General features: G+C 63.8%; 14 protein-coding genes and 2 pseudogenes. 9 read left to right on the top strand and 7 right to left on the bottom strand.

The window, feature by feature from the left end:
* Both A3M7_RS0142625 and A3M7_RS0142620 read left to right on the top strand, forming a co-directional pair.
* Positions 1–1,434 (top strand): annotated as a pseudogene (locus tag A3M7_RS0142625) (hypothetical protein); the annotation flags it as partial.
* Positions 1,435–1,502: 68 nt separating this feature from the next.
* The gene (locus tag A3M7_RS0142620; protein ID WP_027549377.1) at positions 1,503–2,390 is read left to right on the top strand and encodes an aldose 1-epimerase family protein; all 888 of its coding nucleotides are present in this window, start codon (positions 1,503–1,505) and stop codon (positions 2,388–2,390) included.
* Between the two features lie 28 nt (positions 2,391–2,418).
* Here A3M7_RS0142620 and A3M7_RS0142615 read toward each other — a convergent pair whose 3' ends face one another.
* A complete protein-coding gene (locus A3M7_RS0142615; RefSeq protein WP_027549376.1) occupies positions 2,419–2,610 on the bottom strand; it encodes a hypothetical protein in 192 nt (63 codons plus the stop codon).
* An 893-nt stretch (positions 2,611–3,503) separates the two neighbouring features.
* Here A3M7_RS0142615 and A3M7_RS50980 point away from each other — a divergent pair.
* A pseudogene (locus tag A3M7_RS50980) lies at positions 3,504–3,631 on the top strand (aldose 1-epimerase family protein); the annotation flags it as partial.
* A gap of 50 nt (positions 3,632–3,681) precedes the next feature.
* Here the strand turns inward: A3M7_RS50980 and A3M7_RS0142605 are convergent.
* The gene (locus A3M7_RS0142605) at positions 3,682–4,530 is read right to left on the bottom strand and encodes an MBL fold metallo-hydrolase (RefSeq protein ID WP_027549374.1); all 849 of its coding nucleotides are present in this window, start codon (positions 4,528–4,530) and stop codon (positions 3,682–3,684) included.
* A 263-nt stretch (positions 4,531–4,793) separates the two neighbouring features.
* On the opposite strand from A3M7_RS0142605, the gene A3M7_RS0142600 reads away from it, so the two are divergent.
* On the top strand, positions 4,794–5,609 hold the full coding sequence (locus tag A3M7_RS0142600) for a response regulator transcription factor (protein ID WP_027549373.1): 816 nt from the start codon (positions 4,794–4,796) through the stop codon (positions 5,607–5,609).
* A gap of 34 nt (positions 5,610–5,643) precedes the next feature.
* Here the strand turns inward: A3M7_RS0142600 and A3M7_RS0142595 are convergent, their stop codons facing one another.
* Positions 5,644–6,786, bottom strand: coding sequence for a S9 family peptidase (locus A3M7_RS0142595; RefSeq protein ID WP_027549372.1), 1,143 nt, complete (start codon positions 6,784–6,786; stop codon positions 5,644–5,646).
* Between the two features lie 96 nt (positions 6,787–6,882).
* The gene (locus A3M7_RS0142590) at positions 6,883–7,392 is read right to left on the bottom strand and encodes a cytochrome c family protein (protein ID WP_245284462.1); all 510 of its coding nucleotides are present in this window, start codon (positions 7,390–7,392) and stop codon (positions 6,883–6,885) included.
* Positions 7,393–7,584: 192 nt separating this feature from the next.
* Here A3M7_RS0142590 and pgm point away from each other — a divergent pair, with 192 nt between their 5' ends.
* The 5 genes from pgm (at position 7,585) to A3M7_RS0142565 (ending at position 13,057) form a co-directional block, all read left to right on the top strand.
* The gene (gene pgm / locus A3M7_RS0142585; protein WP_027549370.1) at positions 7,585–9,231 is read left to right on the top strand and encodes a phosphoglucomutase (alpha-D-glucose-1,6-bisphosphate-dependent); all 1,647 of its coding nucleotides are present in this window, start codon (positions 7,585–7,587) and stop codon (positions 9,229–9,231) included.
* Positions 9,232–9,546: 315 nt separating this feature from the next.
* A complete protein-coding gene (locus A3M7_RS0142580) occupies positions 9,547–10,596 on the top strand; it encodes an aromatic ring-hydroxylating dioxygenase subunit alpha (protein ID WP_027549369.1) in 1,050 nt (349 codons plus the stop codon).
* A gap of 4 nt (positions 10,597–10,600) precedes the next feature.
* On the top strand, positions 10,601–11,353 hold the full coding sequence (locus A3M7_RS0142575) for a GntR family transcriptional regulator (protein ID WP_027549368.1): 753 nt from the start codon (positions 10,601–10,603) through the stop codon (positions 11,351–11,353).
* Between the two features lie 10 nt (positions 11,354–11,363).
* Complete coding sequence (locus A3M7_RS0142570; protein ID WP_027549367.1) at positions 11,364–12,344, top strand: PDR/VanB family oxidoreductase; 981 nt, start codon at positions 11,364–11,366, stop codon at positions 12,342–12,344.
* 269 nt (positions 12,345–12,613) lie between these two features.
* Positions 12,614–13,057, top strand: coding sequence for a DoxX family protein (locus A3M7_RS0142565; protein ID WP_027549366.1), 444 nt, complete (start codon positions 12,614–12,616; stop codon positions 13,055–13,057).
* Between the two features lie 6 nt (positions 13,058–13,063).
* On the opposite strand, the gene A3M7_RS50190 is transcribed toward A3M7_RS0142565, so the two are convergent.
* The 3 genes from A3M7_RS50190 to A3M7_RS0142545 all read right to left on the bottom strand — a co-directional run bounded on the left by A3M7_RS50190 (position 13,064) and on the right by A3M7_RS0142545 (position 16,071).
* Positions 13,064–13,213, bottom strand: coding sequence for a hypothetical protein (locus A3M7_RS50190; RefSeq protein WP_198033920.1), 150 nt, complete (start codon positions 13,211–13,213; stop codon positions 13,064–13,066).
* Between the two features lie 181 nt (positions 13,214–13,394).
* Positions 13,395–15,356: a bifunctional diguanylate cyclase/phosphodiesterase gene (locus A3M7_RS0142555; RefSeq protein ID WP_027549365.1), complete on the bottom strand. Its 1,962-nt coding sequence runs from the start codon at positions 15,354–15,356 to the stop codon at positions 13,395–13,397.
* A 349-nt stretch (positions 15,357–15,705) separates the two neighbouring features.
* On the bottom strand, positions 15,706–16,071 hold the full coding sequence (locus tag A3M7_RS0142545; RefSeq protein ID WP_027549364.1) for a nuclear transport factor 2 family protein: 366 nt from the start codon (positions 16,069–16,071) through the stop codon (positions 15,706–15,708).
* Positions 16,072–16,150 lie beyond the last annotated feature (79 nt).

The following is a 16,150-nucleotide window of genomic DNA, read 5'->3' as shown; positions in this document are numbered from 1 at the left end:
GTCTATACGGCCAATGTGGACGGCAGCGCCGACAACAAGGTCTACACGAACAACGTGCTGATGAAGGACAACGTCCTTCACAAGGACGGCTCGTCGGAGGTCTACATCTACAACATCACCGGCCAGTCCTACACCACGACCCATCAGGTGGGCGACGCGAGCGGCAAGGTGACGCTGATCGAGCGCTTCCACGCCGACGGCAGCTATCAATACAAGGTGGCCTATAACTCGGACGGCTCGAAGGTCTCCGACTACTATACGAGCACGGGGCTTCACAGCTCCGAAGTTACCGTCACGTCGACCAGCACCACGACAACGACCTACGACACGGCGACCGGCTACAAGGTCACGGACTACATTGCGTATGCGGACGGCAGTGCGGAGAACAAGACTTACACGGGCGGTGTGCTGACGAAGGACAACGTCCTTCACAAGGACGGCTCGTCAGATGCGTATGTCTACCAAATCACTGGCCAGTCCTATACCTCGACGCATCAGGCCAGCGACGCCAGCGGCAACGCAACGCTTATCGAACGCTTCCACGCCGACGGCAGTTACGACTACAAGGCGGCGTACAATGCGGACGGCTCGAAACTCTATGACTATTACAACAGCGCCGGCAAATTGAGCACGGAGGTCTCGGTCATCTCGACCGGCACCACAACCACGACCTACGACACCTCGGCCGGCTACAAGCTGACCGAATATACGGCCAGCGTCGACGGCAGCGCGGAGAACAAGATTTACACGGGCGGTGTGCTGACAAAGGACAACATCGTTCACAGCGACGGCTCGTCGGATGCCTATCTCTATCAAATCACCGGCCAGTCCTATTCGTCGACCCACCAGGCGTACGACGCCAGCGGCAACGCGACCCTCGTCGAGCGGTTCCACTCCGACGGCAGCTACGATTATCTGGAAAAACACAATACGGACGGCAGCACGGACATCTCCAACTACTCCAGCGCCGGAGCGATCCTCAACCACACGCACATCGGAAACGACGGCTCCCGCGCTGTCGACTATTACAGCCAGGACGGGACCGGCGATATCCGCACCGACACGATTAATGCTAGCGGCAATTTGACGATGCGCGAATATACGCACACGAGCGGAGCCCATGAGGTCTATGCCTATGCCGACAATCTGAAGCTTGCCGGCGGTGCGGGCAACGACACGTTCTACTTCCGCTCCACCAATGGCGGCACGGTCACCTATCAGGGCGGCAATGACACGGTCTACAGCTTCAACACCGACACCTCTGCCGGCACGGACAAGATCGCAGTCAGCTCTTCGCTTGCCACAAGTTTCAGCGATCTTCACATCACTCAGCAGGGATCGGATGCTCTGATCACATTGGATAGTCATGATACAATCTTGATCAAGGGAACCACGGTGGCTAACCTTCACAGCGACTACTTCATGTTTACGTGATGGCGGCTTCGGTGTGCACGGCCACGCCTTGCTCGACGGCTACCGCCCGCACTTCACCGGAGATGGTCATGACCGACGACACGCACACGATCCGTAGCGGCGGGCTTACCGCGACCATCAAGGCGCAAGGCGCCGAGCTGTGCTCGCTGAAGGATGCTGCCGGCGTCGAATTCATCTGGCAGGCAGGGCCGGCCTGGCCGCGCCATGCGCCGCTATTGTTTCCGATCGTCGGGCGTCTCGCCAATGACGAAATGCGGCACCGGGGCAAGACGTACCGGATGACCCAGCACGGCTTTGCGCGCGACAGCCGCTTTGCCTGGGTGGAGCGCGGCGAGAACAGCTGCGCGCTGGTGCTTGAGGACAGCGAGGCGACGCGCGCGCTCTATCCGTTCGCGTTCCGCCTGGTTGTGACCTACACGCTCGACGACGCCGGACTCGACGTGGCGCTGAAGATCGTCAACACCGGCGGGGAAACGCTGCCGGCGTCGGTCGGCGGCCATCCCGCCTTCAACTGGCCGCTTCAGGCTGGAGTGTCGAAAGAGAGCTACGCGCTGACCTTTGCCAACGAGGAGTCATCTCCGGTTCGCCGTGTCGAGGGCGGACTGCTGCTTGCGGCAACGGATCCGAGCCCCGTCCGGGGCGCCGTGCTTCCGCTGTCGGAATCCCTGTTCACCATCGACGCCGTCATCTTCGATCGCATCAACAGCCATGCGGTCCGCTATGCAGCCAAGCAGGACGCCGGGCCTTGGCTCAAGATGTCTTGGCGCGGTTTTCGTGAGCTCGGCGTCTGGTCAAAACCGTCGGGCGCGCCGTTCCTCTGCATCGAGCCCTGGCGCGGTTACGCGAGTCCTGCGGACTTTGACGGTGAATTTAGCGACAAGCCCGGCTTGATGCACATCGCTCCAGGCGCAAAGGAAACGCTCTCGTTCCGGGTTGTGATCGGGCCAGGATCCTGAACCCGGCCTCGACATTGCGCAGCTGCTGTCAAGGACGGTCGTGCTTCCCCTGAACTGCCCCGACTGAGAGCTTTTTGGCCGGCGCGTTGTTCGGGACGCTGCAGGGCGAACTCGTCGCCGTCGGACTGTCCTCACCGAACATTTCTATATAGTGCGCCAAAGGCATGTAACCGGCTTCGACGAGCGCCCTCGCGCTGTCGCGCGTGAGTTTTGCCGTCATTCGAACCTCCTCCCCATGTTAACCCTTCCCTTCGATCGTTTTTTGCCACCAGCTTAGACCACGAACAGTAAAAGGCGCGTTGATCAGATCACTCGGAATGGGGCCGATCGTGCGGTAGTGGGTTAAGATTGGATTGAACGCAGCGATCGGCCAGCAACCGCGAATATAGATGGCTTCCGTAGAGAGGATGGCTCCCGATTACTCTCTTTTACAATCAGGAGATGGTTGGACCGTTACCTCATGACAGGCAATGCTCCACGATTTCTGCAGCTCCACAATAGCCCGTTCGGTGAGTTCGATGATCTTTCGGGGTACTTCGCGCTCGCGACCGAACCGGAGGAACGAGACCCTCTGACCGCCGTCGAGCACGGGCTTGCGCTGCGCGAGAAGGCTTGGCGTTCACAAGCCGTAGGGAGCCCCAAGGGAGTCAGCCTTTAAGGTTGAGCGGTGAGGTCAATCTCACCAACCGATTGTCGGCTGCTACCGTGACCAAAGCTGCTGGAACAGAGGCTCCCGCGCAAGAACAAGCCAATGATTCAACTAAAGAGGTCTGATTTGCGCGTGCGGCCGGTGTCTTATCGCTCGGCAACGCTCCAAGGCATCTAGCTCAGCCCTGGCAGTTCGGTTGGTCCGCGATGCCAAGCAGACGTCAGCCGTACGCGCAAACGCGTCGGCGCTTCAGACCAACCTGTCAACGTGGCGCATAGAGTTCCGCCGCGGACCACATTCCCTGTTTTCGGAGACGGTTTCCCGCTTGTTCAGGTTTGCATTCCCTGTTGCGTTCTCGCCTGTTTGCTACAACGGGCTCACTTGCTTGGAGTTTTTGCTGCGTGATCGCGTCCAGCTGTGTGGTCTTCGCTGCAAACTCGCTGTCACCAGGGAATTGGCTCGATCAATCCTGGCGCGGCTATGCCAGCCCCAAGGACTTCAACGGTGAGTTCAGCGACAAGCCGGGCCTGATGCACATTGCGCCGGCGCGGAAGAAGAGCTGTCGTACCGGATCGAGGTCGGATCGTCCTGAGGCGGGATCGCCTCCGCGCTCATATCCCGCGGAGAGTGAACCGATGGTCCTCAGACCTCGATCCGCGTGAGATCCTCGCCGAGCACGACGGGCCCCGAATAGTCCTGCCTGACATCCGCGAGCAGCGCGTTCAGCATGGAATCGTCGGTGCGCGGCCGGTGATGGGTCAGCGCGAGCTTCTTCACGCCGGCCTTGGCCGCGACCTTGCCGACCGTGTCGCCGCAGGCGATCGTGAATGTCGCAAGCCGGCGGAGGTGCTCGTTGTTGATCTCCGGCGTCGCGAGAAAGCAGCACTGCACCAGCAGGTCGGCTCCCTCCGCCAGTCGCTCCAGACCGGGGCAGGGGACCGTGTCGCCGGAAATCGCAATGACCTTGCCCTCCGCCTCGAAGCGGTAGCCGAGACACATCCAGCGCGCGAGGAAGGCCGGCGGCATGTCGAGGCCATCGCCATGCGAGACGAGCTCGGCGCTGATCTTCCAGCGCCCGGTGTCGAGAACGGGACCCGGCACGATGTCCGTTGCGACGACCGGTTTCCAGCCGCCGAAGGTCGGCTCGCCCCGGTCGCGCCAAGTGATGTCCTTGTCGTAGACCTGCGTGACCAGCGTGTTGACCAGCCGTTCGGTGTCCGGCGGCCCGTAGATGCGCAGCTCGTCCCTGCGCCCGTGCATCCATGAGTTCAGCATCACATCGTAGAGGTCGCCGATGTGGTCGAAGTGGTGATGGGTGAGAAAGACCGTGTTGATGGCGCCGAGCGGCACGCCGGCCTTGCTGAGCTGCACCATGACGCCGCGGCCTGCGTCGAACAGGATGTTCTCTTCGCCGAGCCTGATCAGCGTGGTCGTCGCCATGTGGCGCGGGTCCGGGCGCGGGCCGCCGGTGCCGAGCAGTATGACTTCCATGGCGCCCCACTCCAGCGTCCAGAACTTGAGGACTTACAATAGGTTTGAAGTCCGCGGCGGGGCAAGCCGCATCGGGTTCCGATGCGCGATCGGCGGTCCTGGGCCGGCTCCCGGCGCTCGCGCGAACCATGCCTGCGTGATGATGCGCGGGATGAGAATTGTGGGCCAATTCATACTTAATGCGTCGAGACTGTGACCAATATTGTTCAGGCAGCACAACACGCCTAGTATTCCAGCAGGCAATTCGGGGGCTCGAACCAGTTGTGAATGTACGTTCACATGACAGCGCATTGCGCAACGACTTGAATTTTCAGGCCGGGCCGCAAGCACACAGGATATCCACCATCGTGGCTGATTCCGCACGTCAGGAAGCGCGTCCCGCAGGCCGCGAGCGGCTGATCGTCGTCGAAGACGATCCGGTGACGCGGACCATGCTGGTCGGCTACTTCAGCGACAACAATTTCGACGTGGTCGGCGCCGGCTCCTGCGCGGAGTGCCGCCAGGCGCTGCGCGGGCGCGCCGACCTCGTCTTCCTCGACGTGCAGTTGCCCGACGGAGACGGCTTCGAGCTCGCCAAGGAAATCCAGGCGACCAGCAACGCGGGCATCATCTTCGTGACCCGCCGCGACACCGACGTCGACCGCATCCTCGGCCTCGAGGTCGCCGGCGACCACTACGTCACCAAGCCGATCAATCTGCGCGACCTGCTCGCGCGCGCCCGCAGCGTGCTGCGCCGGCGCTCGATCGACCGCAAGGCGGCGCGCAACCACAACTCGATCGCCTTCGGCGACTGGATCATCGACCTGACGCGGCGCGAGCTGCTCGGCAGCGACGGCAAGCCGGTGTCGCTGACGCGCGCCGAGTTCGACCTGCTGGCGGCGCTCGTCGGCGCCGACGGCAGGCCGCTCAGCCGCGACTATCTGATCGAGGTCGTCAGCAACCGCCAGGCCGAGGTCGATATCCGCACGGTCGATGCGCTGGTGGCGCGGTTGCGCCGCAAGCTCGTCGGCAGCGGCACGCCCGTGATCGCGACCGTGACCGGCGTCGGTTACAAGCTCGCGCTCAGCGAGCGGCTCTAGCCTCATCCGTCGAAAGACCTGATCGCCCTCGCGCCTACCGCGCGCGGGCGCTCTGGTCCGTTATTGTCCCTTGCGCGGCCCCGACCAGCAGCCGGTCATCGACCGCATAGAGCGTGCAGGTGGGCGACCATTTCATGCAGGCGCTCAGCGAATCGCGCTGGGCATCGTCGGCCGTCGCGCGGCCCGAACGCCAGCCGTAACCGCCGTTGGGCGACACTGCAAAAGCCTTGTGAGGGACGGTGCTGGCGAGATAGCGCGCGAACTCGGCGCGTGCGGCCTCGTTGAGCTGGCTCGGCGGCGGCAGCGGATCGGGCGGGCCGAGGACGTCGTGACCGAGCCCGCGCTCGCGCAGGAAGGCGTCCACATACGGCGTCCATTGCGGACGGCCGACCACGGAATAGAGATAATGGCCATCGTCGCCGTAAGGCGCCGCCGCGACGAATTTCACGTTGCCGCCGCCTCCGCGAAACCCGTCATAGAGCCGGCGGGCGAGATCGGGCCCGAAGAAAAGATCGTTGGTCGCGTAAACCCACAGCATCGGCACGCGGGACGTCTTGCCGAAGGTGGCGAAGGCCTGCACCAGCCCACCCTCGTTGCAGACGTCGTCGTCGTCGCGCGAGCCGCGGCCGCCGGCAAAGCTGATCGCGGCGACGAGACCGGGCGGCGCCTGCGCCGTCAGCGCGACCGTGGCGAGCCCGCCGGAGGAATGGCCGGCCGCGATCATGCCCGATGTGGTGACGTCAGCCCGACGCGCCATCGCATCGATCGCCGCGCGCAGGTCCGCGACCGCAACCGCCGCCGCCGGCATGTACGCGGCATTGGCGCAGCCGCCGACGCTATCGACGCGTCCGCCCGGCGAGGTGCCGTAGCCGCGCCGCATCACGATCAACGCGGCAAAGCCGCGCCGGGCGTATTCCAGCGCGATGCCGTAATATTTGTGCGCGGACATGGTGGCGCGGTCGTCGAAACTGCGCGGCGAGCCGTGGCTGAGCAGCGCGAGCGGATAGCGCTTCGTCCCCGCCGGGCGCACCAGGAACGCCTCCAGCCCCTGCGGCCCGGCCTCCGCCATCGGGATGCGCAGATCCTCGGTGTAGAACTCGGCGGCGGTCGCGCGAGCCGCAGCCCCCGCAACGGCGAGCAAGATAAGCACGGGCAGATGCCAGCGCGCGAGGTCCATGCGTGGATGATTCTCCGTGGCCGCGCGGATCATAGCAGAACCGCATGACCGGCGAACGGGCGTTGTTCGGATCGGTCTAGAGTCCGCCCCAGTCGTTCATTTCAACATTTGAAGATAGGCGATGACGTTGGTCCGATCTGCGGGGTTCGGCAGCCCCTTGAAGAACATCTTGACGCCATGGACATCGCCGCGGGGGTCGGCGAGATAGGCGTCCAGCGCTGTTGGCGTCCAGGCCTCTTTGTTGGCCTTCATCGCATCAGAATAGGCAAAGTCCGGGACGGCGGCGGGCTTGCGGCCGACGACATTCCAGAGACTTGGGCCGACCTTGTTCACCCCGATCACTGCCGCGTGGCAGTTCTCACAGGTTCGCTGGAAGACGGCCTTGCCCGCGGCCGGATCGCCTTCCGCGGCGGAAGCAGACGGCGTGGCCAAAGACGATGTGGTCAAGGCCAGCATGAGCACGAAGATCAGACGTCCGGTCATCTTGAGTCTACTCCCCCAAGGAATCAGCCAAGGGATCAGCCGGCCAATCCTGCAAATCCCGGTTCGTTCATCAAACGGAAAGCAGAGTGCCCCACGCGGCGCGGCAGCGTCTTTGTCCTGCATCAAGCGAAATCCGGGACCAAAGTACGAGGGCGCGGTGCGCAATCGCCATGGATCATCCTGTGCGGGAAGGGCGTTGTCGGTTGGTCATCGCCCGGAGCGTGGCATCGGGTCGGTCCCGCAATCGGCTTGGCGACGGGCTGGCCGATGGTATGGTGTTCCAGGCCGTCGTTTGAACGGTACAGAGGAGTTGCAGTGGCAGAAGTTGATCCCGCGGCGGGTAAGCCGGTTGCGCCGAGCGCGCTTGCCAACGTTCCAAGGCTGGTGACGGCCTATTTCGCCAATAAGCCCGACGTGGCTGATTCCGCGCAGCGGGTGGCGTTCGGCACCTCCGGTCATCGCGGGACCTCGTTCAAGACCACCTTCAACGAGGGCCATATCCTCGCGACCACGCAGGCCATTTGTGACTACAGAAAGGAAAAGGGGCTGACCGGCCCGCTCTTCATCGGCATCGACACCCACGCGCTGGCCGAACCTGCTCTCGTCAGCGCCGTCGAGGTGTTCGCGGCCAACGGCGTCGACGTCATGATCGACAAGGACGGCGGCTACACGCCGACGCCTGTGATCTCGCACGCGATCCTCACCTACAACAAGGGCCGCACGTCGGGTCTGGCGGATGGCGTCGTCGTCACGCCCTCGCACAATCCGCCGGAAGACGGCGGCTACAAATACAATCCGCCGCATGGCGGCCCGGCCGACACCGATGTGACCGGCGTCGTCGAGAAGCGCGCCAATGCCTATCTCGCCGACGGGCTCAAGGGCGTCGCGCGCATGGACTATGCCAAGGCGTGCAAGGGTGCGAACGTGCATGCTTACGACTTCATCTCGCCCTACGTCGCCGATCTCGGCAACGTCGTCGATCTCGATCTCGTCAAATCCGCCGGCATCAATATCGGCATCGATCCGCTCGGCGGCGCCGCCGTGCATTACTGGCATCCGATCATCGAGCGCTACGGCCTGAAGGCCACGGTCGTGAACGAGGCCGTCGATCCGACCTTCCGCTTCATGACCGTCGACTGGGACGGCAAGATCCGCATGGACTGCTCCTCGCCTTACGCGATGGCGAGCCTGATCGGCATGCGCGACCGCTTCGACGTTGCCTTCGCCAACGACACCGATGCCGACCGCCACGGCATCGTGACGCGCACCGGCGGCCTGATGAATCCGAACCATTATCTCGCGACCGCGATCTCGTATCTGTTCGCGCACCGCCCGAACTGGGGCAAGGATGCCGCGATCGGCAAGACCGTGGTGTCGAGCTCGATCATCGACCGCGTCGCGAAAAAGCTCGGTCGCAAGCTGGTCGAGACGCCGGTCGGCTTCAAATGGTTCGTCGACGGCCTCCTCAGCGGCGGCTTCGGCTTCGGCGGCGAGGAGAGTGCAGGGGCCTCGTTCCTGCGCCGCGACGGCACGGTGTGGACCACCGACAAGGACGGCATCATCCTCGGCCTGCTCGCCGCGGAGATCATGGCGAAGACCGGCCGCGATCCCAGCCAGCTCTTTGGCGACCTCACCGCCGAGTTCGGCATGCCCCATTACGCGCGCATCGACGTCGCGGCGACCACGCCGCAGAAGAACATCCTGAAGTCCGTCACGCCCGAGCAACTCGGCCTGAAGGATCTTGCCGGCGATCCCGTTCGCGCCACGCTCAGCAAGGCGCCCGGCAACGGCCAGCCGTTCGGCGGCATCAAGGTTGAGACCGATTTCGGCTGGTTCGCGGCGAGGCCGTCGGGGACGGAGGACGTCTACAAGATCTACGCGGAAAGCTTTCGCAGCACCGAGCACCTGAAGCGGATTCAGGAAGAAGCCCGGGCCGGGCTGGCGAAGGTGTTCGGCGCGTAACTGCCGACGCAGCCGCCTTCTTACCCTCCCCCTCCAGGCCCCCTCCATGCCCCCTCCAGGGGAGGGTGTTCCGTATCGCGCGCTGTCATCACCCGCGAAAGCGGGTGATCCAGTACGCCGCGGCGGAACTTGTGTGAACCAATGACCGCCGCGGAGTACTGGATTCCCCGCCTCCGCGGGGAATGACGGCATGGTCAAGCCTGTATACATAATCATGCAAATAGGTAGCAGGATACGCTAATTTCGGCCTTGAATGGCGCTTTCTCCCTTGGTAATGTATACATAACGTATTCATAAACCTTGGGAGTGAGACCGGTGACAAAGCCCTTCCCGATGAACGCCTGGTACGCCGCCGCCTGGGACGCCGAGGTGAAGCCGGCGCTGCTGCCGCGGACGATCTGCGGCAAGCACGTCGTGATGTACCGCAAGGCCGACGGCTCGGTGGCTGCGCTCGAGGATGCCTGCTGGCATCGCCTGGTGCCGCTGTCGAAGGGGCGGCTCGAAGGCGACACCGTCGTCTGCGGCTATCACGGCCTGAAGTACAACGCGCAGGGGCGCTGCACCTTCATGCCCTCGCAGGAGACCATCAACCCGTCGGCTTGCGTGCGCGCCTATCCCGTGGTCGAGCGCCATCGCTACATCTGGCTCTGGATGGGCGATCCCGCGCTGGCCGATCCCGCGCTCGTGCCCGACATGCACTGGAATCACGATCCGGCCTGGGCCGGCGACGGCAAGACCATCCGCGTCAATTGCGACTACCGCCTCGTGCTCGACAATCTCATGGACCTCACGCACGAGACCTTCGTGCACGGCTCCTCGATCGGCAATGACGCGGTCGCCGAAGCGCCGTTCGACGTCACCCATGGCGAGAAGACCGTTACCGTGACGCGCTGGATGCGCGGCATCGAGGCGCCGCCGTTCTGGGCCAAGCAGCTCGGCAAGCCCGGCCTCGTCGATCGCTGGCAGATCATCCGCTTCGAGGCGCCATGCACCATCGCCATCGACGTCGGCGTGGCGCCGACAGGCACCGGCGCGCCGGAAGGCGATCGCTCGCAGGGCGTCAACGGCTTCGTGCTCAACACCATCACGCCGGAGACGGAGAAGACCTGTCACTACTTCTGGGCCTTCGTCCGCAACTATCAGATCGGCGAGCAGCGCATCACCACCGAGATCCGCGAAGGCGTCTCCGGCATCTTCCGCGAGGACGAGCTGATCCTCGAAGCGCAGCAGCGCGCGATGGACGAGAACCCCGATCGCGTCTTCTACAACCTCAACATCGACGCCGGCGCGATGTGGACGCGCAAGCTGATCGACAAGATGGTGGCGAAGGAAAACGCGCCGCAGCACCTTCAGGCCGCGGAGTAGCCATATGGCCGAGCGCGAGGTTGACCGCTCCGTCTCGCAGACCGTGAAGGCGCAGCTCGCGCTGCGTGACCAGATCCTGTCGGGCTCCTTGCGTCCCGGCGAGCGCATCTCCGAGCTTCAGGCGGTGGAGACGACGGGCGCCTCGCGCACGCCGGTGCGCATGGCGCTGGTGCGGCTGGAGGAGGAGGGCCTGTTGGAGGCGATCCCCTCCGGCGGCTTCATGGTGAAGGCGTTCTCCGAGCGCGACATCTCCGACTCCATCGAGCTGCGCGGCACGCTGGAAGGGCTCGCTGCGCGCTTTGCCGCCGAGCGCGGCGTCTCCGCGCGCGAGCTCGAGCCGCTGAAGGAATGTCTCGCCGCGATCGACGAATTGCTGCGCCAGGTGCCGATCTCGGTCGATGCGTTCTCGTCCTATGTCACGCTGAACGCGCGCTTCCACGCGCTGCTCACGGAATTGTCGCGCAGCCCGCCGCTGATCCGGCAGATCGACCGCGCCTCCGCGCTGCCGTTCGCCTCGCCGAGCGGCTTCGTGATGGCACAGTCGGCGCTGCCCGAAGCGCAGCAGATCCTGATCATCGGGCAGGAGCACCACCGCGTCGTCATCGACGCCATCGAAAACCGCGAAGGTACGCGCGCCGAAGCTATCATGCGCGAGCATGCGCGGCTCGCGGTGCGCAACCTGCGGCTCGCGCTGCGCAACCGGACCCATCTCGACCTCTTGCCGGCGCTCGCGCTGATCAAGACCGCAACCGATTAGGGCAGTCACCATGCGCTTCATCGAAACCTGGACCCCGGCGACGCTCGTCTCGACGCGCGACCTTGCCCCCGGCATCCGCGAATTCCTGATCCTGCCGGACCGGTTCGACGGCGCCGCCTATCCGGTCGGCAGCCACATCAATGTCAGTGTGACCATCGACGGCCTGCCCGAGACGCGATCCTATTCGCTGGTCGGCGAGGCCACATCGCGTGGCCTCAAGATCGCGGTGCGCCGCGCCGAGGATTCCCGCGGCGGTTCGCGCTATATGTGGCAATTAGCACCGGGCGCGCGGCTCGACATCACGCAGCCCGCCTCCCTGCTCGCGGTCGACTGGGCGCGCGACAATTATTGCCTGATCGCCGGCGGCATCGGCATCACCCCGATCCTCGGCGCGGCGCAGGCGCTGGCGCGGCGAGGGGCAAACGTCACTCTGCATTATGCCGTGCGCTCGCGTAGCGAGGCCGCCTATCTCGACGATCTCGCCGGGATGCTCGGCGACCGCCTGGTGGTCCATGCGAGCGATGAAGGGAGGCGGCTCGATCTCGACGCGCTGTTCGCGTCATTGCCGCAAAACGCGCTGGCGCTGTTCTGCGGCCCGATGCGGATGCTGGATGCCGCGCGCCACGCCTGGATCGGAGCCGGCCATCCGCTCGCCGATCTTCGCTATGAGACGTTTGGCTCCAGCGGCACGCTGCCGACCGAGACCTTTCGCGTGCGCTTGAAAGACTCCGGTGTCGAACTCGAAATCCCGCGCGAGCGCTCGATGCTGGACGTGCTCAATGCCAGCGGCCACGACGTGATGTACGATTGCAAGCGCGGCGAATGCGGCCTCTGCGCCATCGACGTCGTCGCAGTCGACGGCGAGATCGACCATCGCGACGTCTTCTTCAGCGACCATCAGAAACAGAGCAACCAAAAGATCTGCGCCTGCGTCTCCCGTGCCCGCGGCACCATCACCGTGGACACGCTGCTGCGGGCGGATGCGATCTGAGGCGGGGCTGGAAGGCGTACTCGGAAAACGCGATCAGCCTGAAGGCATGCGCATCCGCTCTACGCTCGGGAGCAGGCGGGTGCGGTTCGTCCTGGCGAGGCAGCCAAGGGCCATTTGCAGCCGGACCAATCCTGTGCGAAGCGGGCTTCGTTTTGCCGCGCCAACGAGGCGGTTAGAGCGCTTCGTGCGGTCCGTCAGTCATGATAAGGTTTGCTCTCGGCAGTCAAAGTGTTCAGCCGGTCTTGGACAACAAGGGTGGAGGTTCTGCCATGAAATCCAATTCGGTCTCGCTGGCAGTCGATGAGTTCGCCACAAGGAGAGCTGACTCGCTGATCTTGATCGGCCGCATTCTGCTCGCGTGGGTATTCGTCGGAAGCGCGTACGGAGCAATATCCAACTTCAGCGGCTCCGTGGGTTATTTCAGGTCCCTGAACCTTCCAGCACCTGAGCTGTTCACCATGGTGAACATCGCACTGGAAATATTGATATCCGTTGGTTTGATATTGGGCGTCGGGACGCGCTACTGCGCAATCCTGACGTTTGTGTTCGTCGTGGCGGCAACGGCTGTTGCGCATCGCTACTGGGAGTATCCCGCGGGTGCGCAGCAGGTTGGTCAATACAACCATTTCTTGAAGAACGTCTCGATCATGGGAGGCGCGATGTTGATCTTCGTCACCGGCGCAGGCCGGTTCAGTTTCGATCGGGCATCGTAGCCGACATCACTTCAAGTTGGGCTTGAAAGCTTCCTCGATCACACGGCGGACGCTCTTGGAGAGCGGTTTCAGGGCCTTGCTCACGAAGGCGAAGAAAAGCATCAGCCATGTCGCAAGCGCGGCACACCACAGCAGGACGTCCAATATCTCAGGCATGATGATGCCCCTCAAAAATAACTACTCTGAAATGAGGCAAGTGTTGCCTAATGGAGCCGACACGGCAAGTCCTCGTTAGAGGTAGCGCGCCGAAACACTAAGCACTCTCAGAACAGCGGGCTACCTTAGGTCAGCGAAGCAGACCGATCCCATGGCTGCGGAGACTTTGCGAGTCTATGCCCTATGCCGCGTAGGTCGCCCGCAGCTTCTTCGTGTCGAGCAGCGCCAGAACCTGCTCAGCCGACACCGGCCGGCTGATCAGATAGCCCTGGATTTCGTCGCAACTGATCTGCCTCAGATACTCGAGTTGATCGGCCGTCTCGACGCCTTCGGCGACCACGCCGATGCGCAGGTCGCGCGCGAGCGAAATCACCGACTTCACGATCGCGGCACAGTCCGGCTGGACCAGCATGTCGCGGATGAAGGACTGGTCGATCTTGATGCGGCTGAACGGCAGCTTGCGCAGGTAAGTCAGCGACGAGAAGCCGGTGCCGAAATCATCTAACGCCACGGTGACGCCGAGTTGCAGCAGCGCGTTCAGGGTCGACACGGCCGATCCGTATTTCGACAGCAGCATCGATTCCGTGATCTCGATCTCGAGCCGGCTGGGAGAGACCTTCGCGTCGGCCAGCGCCTGCACGATGGTCTGGAGGATGCCGGTGTTGTGAAACTGCGCCGCGGAGAAATTCACGGCGACCCTGATTTCCTCGGGCCAGTCCGCCAGCGTCGCGCAGGCACGCCTGATCACCCATTCGCCGATCGCGTGGATCAGCCCGGTCTCCTCGGCGATGGGGATGAATTCGCTCGGCGGCACCAGTCCGCGCGACGGATGCTGCCAGCGCAGCAGCGCCTCGAAGCCGGTGATCCGGTTCTCGCCGAGGTCGAGGAACGGCTGGAAGACGAGAAACAGCTCGTTGCGCGCGATGGCGCCCTCGAGGTCCGATTGCAGCGCCTTGCGATCGCGGGACAGCCTGTCGTCGCTGACCTCGAAGAAGCAGACCGTGCCGGGTCCGGCCTTCTTGGCGCGGTAGAGCGCCGCGTCGGCGTTCTTCATGATGTCGAGGGCCGTGTTGCCGTCGCGCGGTGCCAGCACGATGCCGACGCTGGTCGCGCCCGCGAGCTGGCGGCCCTCGATCGGGAACGGCTCGGTGAAGGCTGCGACGAAGCGCTCGGCGATTTCGAGCGCATCCTCGGGCCGCGCCAGGTTGGCCATCACCAGCGCGAACTCGTCGCCGCCGATGCGCGCGACGTGCTCGGCCGCGCGGGTGCAGCGTTGCAGGCGGCTTGCGACCTGGACCAGGAATTCGTCGCCGGCGGGGTGGCCGAACTTGTCGTTGACCTCCTTGAAGCGATCGAGATCGAGCAGCAGCACCGCGAACTCTTCGCCCGACAGGGCCAGCCGCTTCAAGGCGGCATCGAGCGTCTCGTTGAAGGCGAAGCGGTTGGGCAGGAGAGTCAGCGGATCCTGCCGCACCGTGCGCTCGGCCTCGACCTGCCGTATCACGCGCCGCGCGAACCCGATTGAATTCACGAACACCGCGCGCAGCAGCACTGACCCGTAGACCACCACCAGGATGGCCATCAGCACATAGGCTGGATCGCCGTCACGGCCGAGGCAGATGGCGATGCCGACGAAGATGGGGGTCGTGAAGGCGATGGCCGCAATCGGGATGGTGGCGAAAGCCAGCGCGCCACCGGCCAGCATGCCGGAGCAAAGGCAGGTGATGACAAGCTGGCCGCCGGTTGCGGCGTTTGCGAAGAAGGCGACCGGCACGATGCCCCAGGCGGCCCCGAGGATGAAGGCATTGCGCACCAGCCGATGCATGGCGCGGCGCGAGACGAATTGCGGTTTTGTGATCCGGCGCGAGGCGTGGGACTGCACCCCGAACGCGATCGCGGCAGCGGCGACGACGACGGCCCAGATCAGGGCGAACGTCCGGTCCGGCGAATGCCACAGCGCGATGGCAAGCACGGCGGCGTTGCAGGCATTGGCGAGCATGATGCCGACCGAATAGCCGAGCACCAGCGACATCTGTTCCGCGCGGATATGGCCTGCCATGGCTTCGTCGGTTGCGGGACCGCCGAACGCTGACAGATCGCCGGCGAACAGCCGCGCGAAATAGGTGGTCAGTTGAGTCCGCATTCTAGAGCCTAGCAGGATGGGCCGTTCGTCCGGCTCAATCAGGAGAATTCGCTGCAAACCTTTGACGAACTATGAATTATCCCCGCCTGTCACGGTCGCCGCGACCACTTCTGCGTGTTCCATCGACAGTATCGATAACAAATCGATACAAATGCGGCACCCCGCGTTACCGTTGTAACCGAGGAGCACGTTCGTGACCAACTCCGCTGTCATGCCCCGCCTAGTGCGCAATTGCGCACGGGGGCGGGGCATCCAGTACGCCGCGGACTATCGGATCAATCACAATCGTCTCGGAATACTGGATCGCCCGGTCAAGCCGGGCGATGACACCGGTGTCCGGGAGACGCGATCACCGCCCCAACTGCTTCGGATCGTAATAGAACCGTTCTTCGATCAGCTGGTCGCCTTGCCAGGTCTGCCACGCGATCTCATCCAACGTTCGGATGACGCCTTCCGCGCTGGTGAAACTGAACCGCCAGCGTGTCGCGACAGTGTCGCCCTCGATCAGGCTCGGCCCGATGCGCACGGCCTTGACCTCCTTGGTCGCGGCCAGCACGCCGCGCTCCTTCGCTGCCAATTTTTCCCGGCCGACGGTTGGCGCGGCGTTGTTTTCATAAGTCGCGGCGTCGGGCGCATAGAAATGTTCGATCGCGCCGACGAAGTCCCCATCCTCCAGCCGCTTCGCAAAGGCTTCGACGATCTCACGACTCGGCATGACATACCTCACGATTAAAACCGACTGATGGTCGGTAAATACCGACCGGTAGTCGAAAAGTCAACTGGCCGTATCAGCC

Source organism: Bradyrhizobium sp. WSM2254, assembly GCF_000472645.1.
GTDB classification, from domain to species: domain Bacteria; phylum Pseudomonadota; class Alphaproteobacteria; order Rhizobiales; family Xanthobacteraceae; genus Bradyrhizobium; species Bradyrhizobium niftali.
Note: the sequence above shows the minus strand (reverse complement) of the source record. Positions and strands in the feature narration are given on the sequence as shown.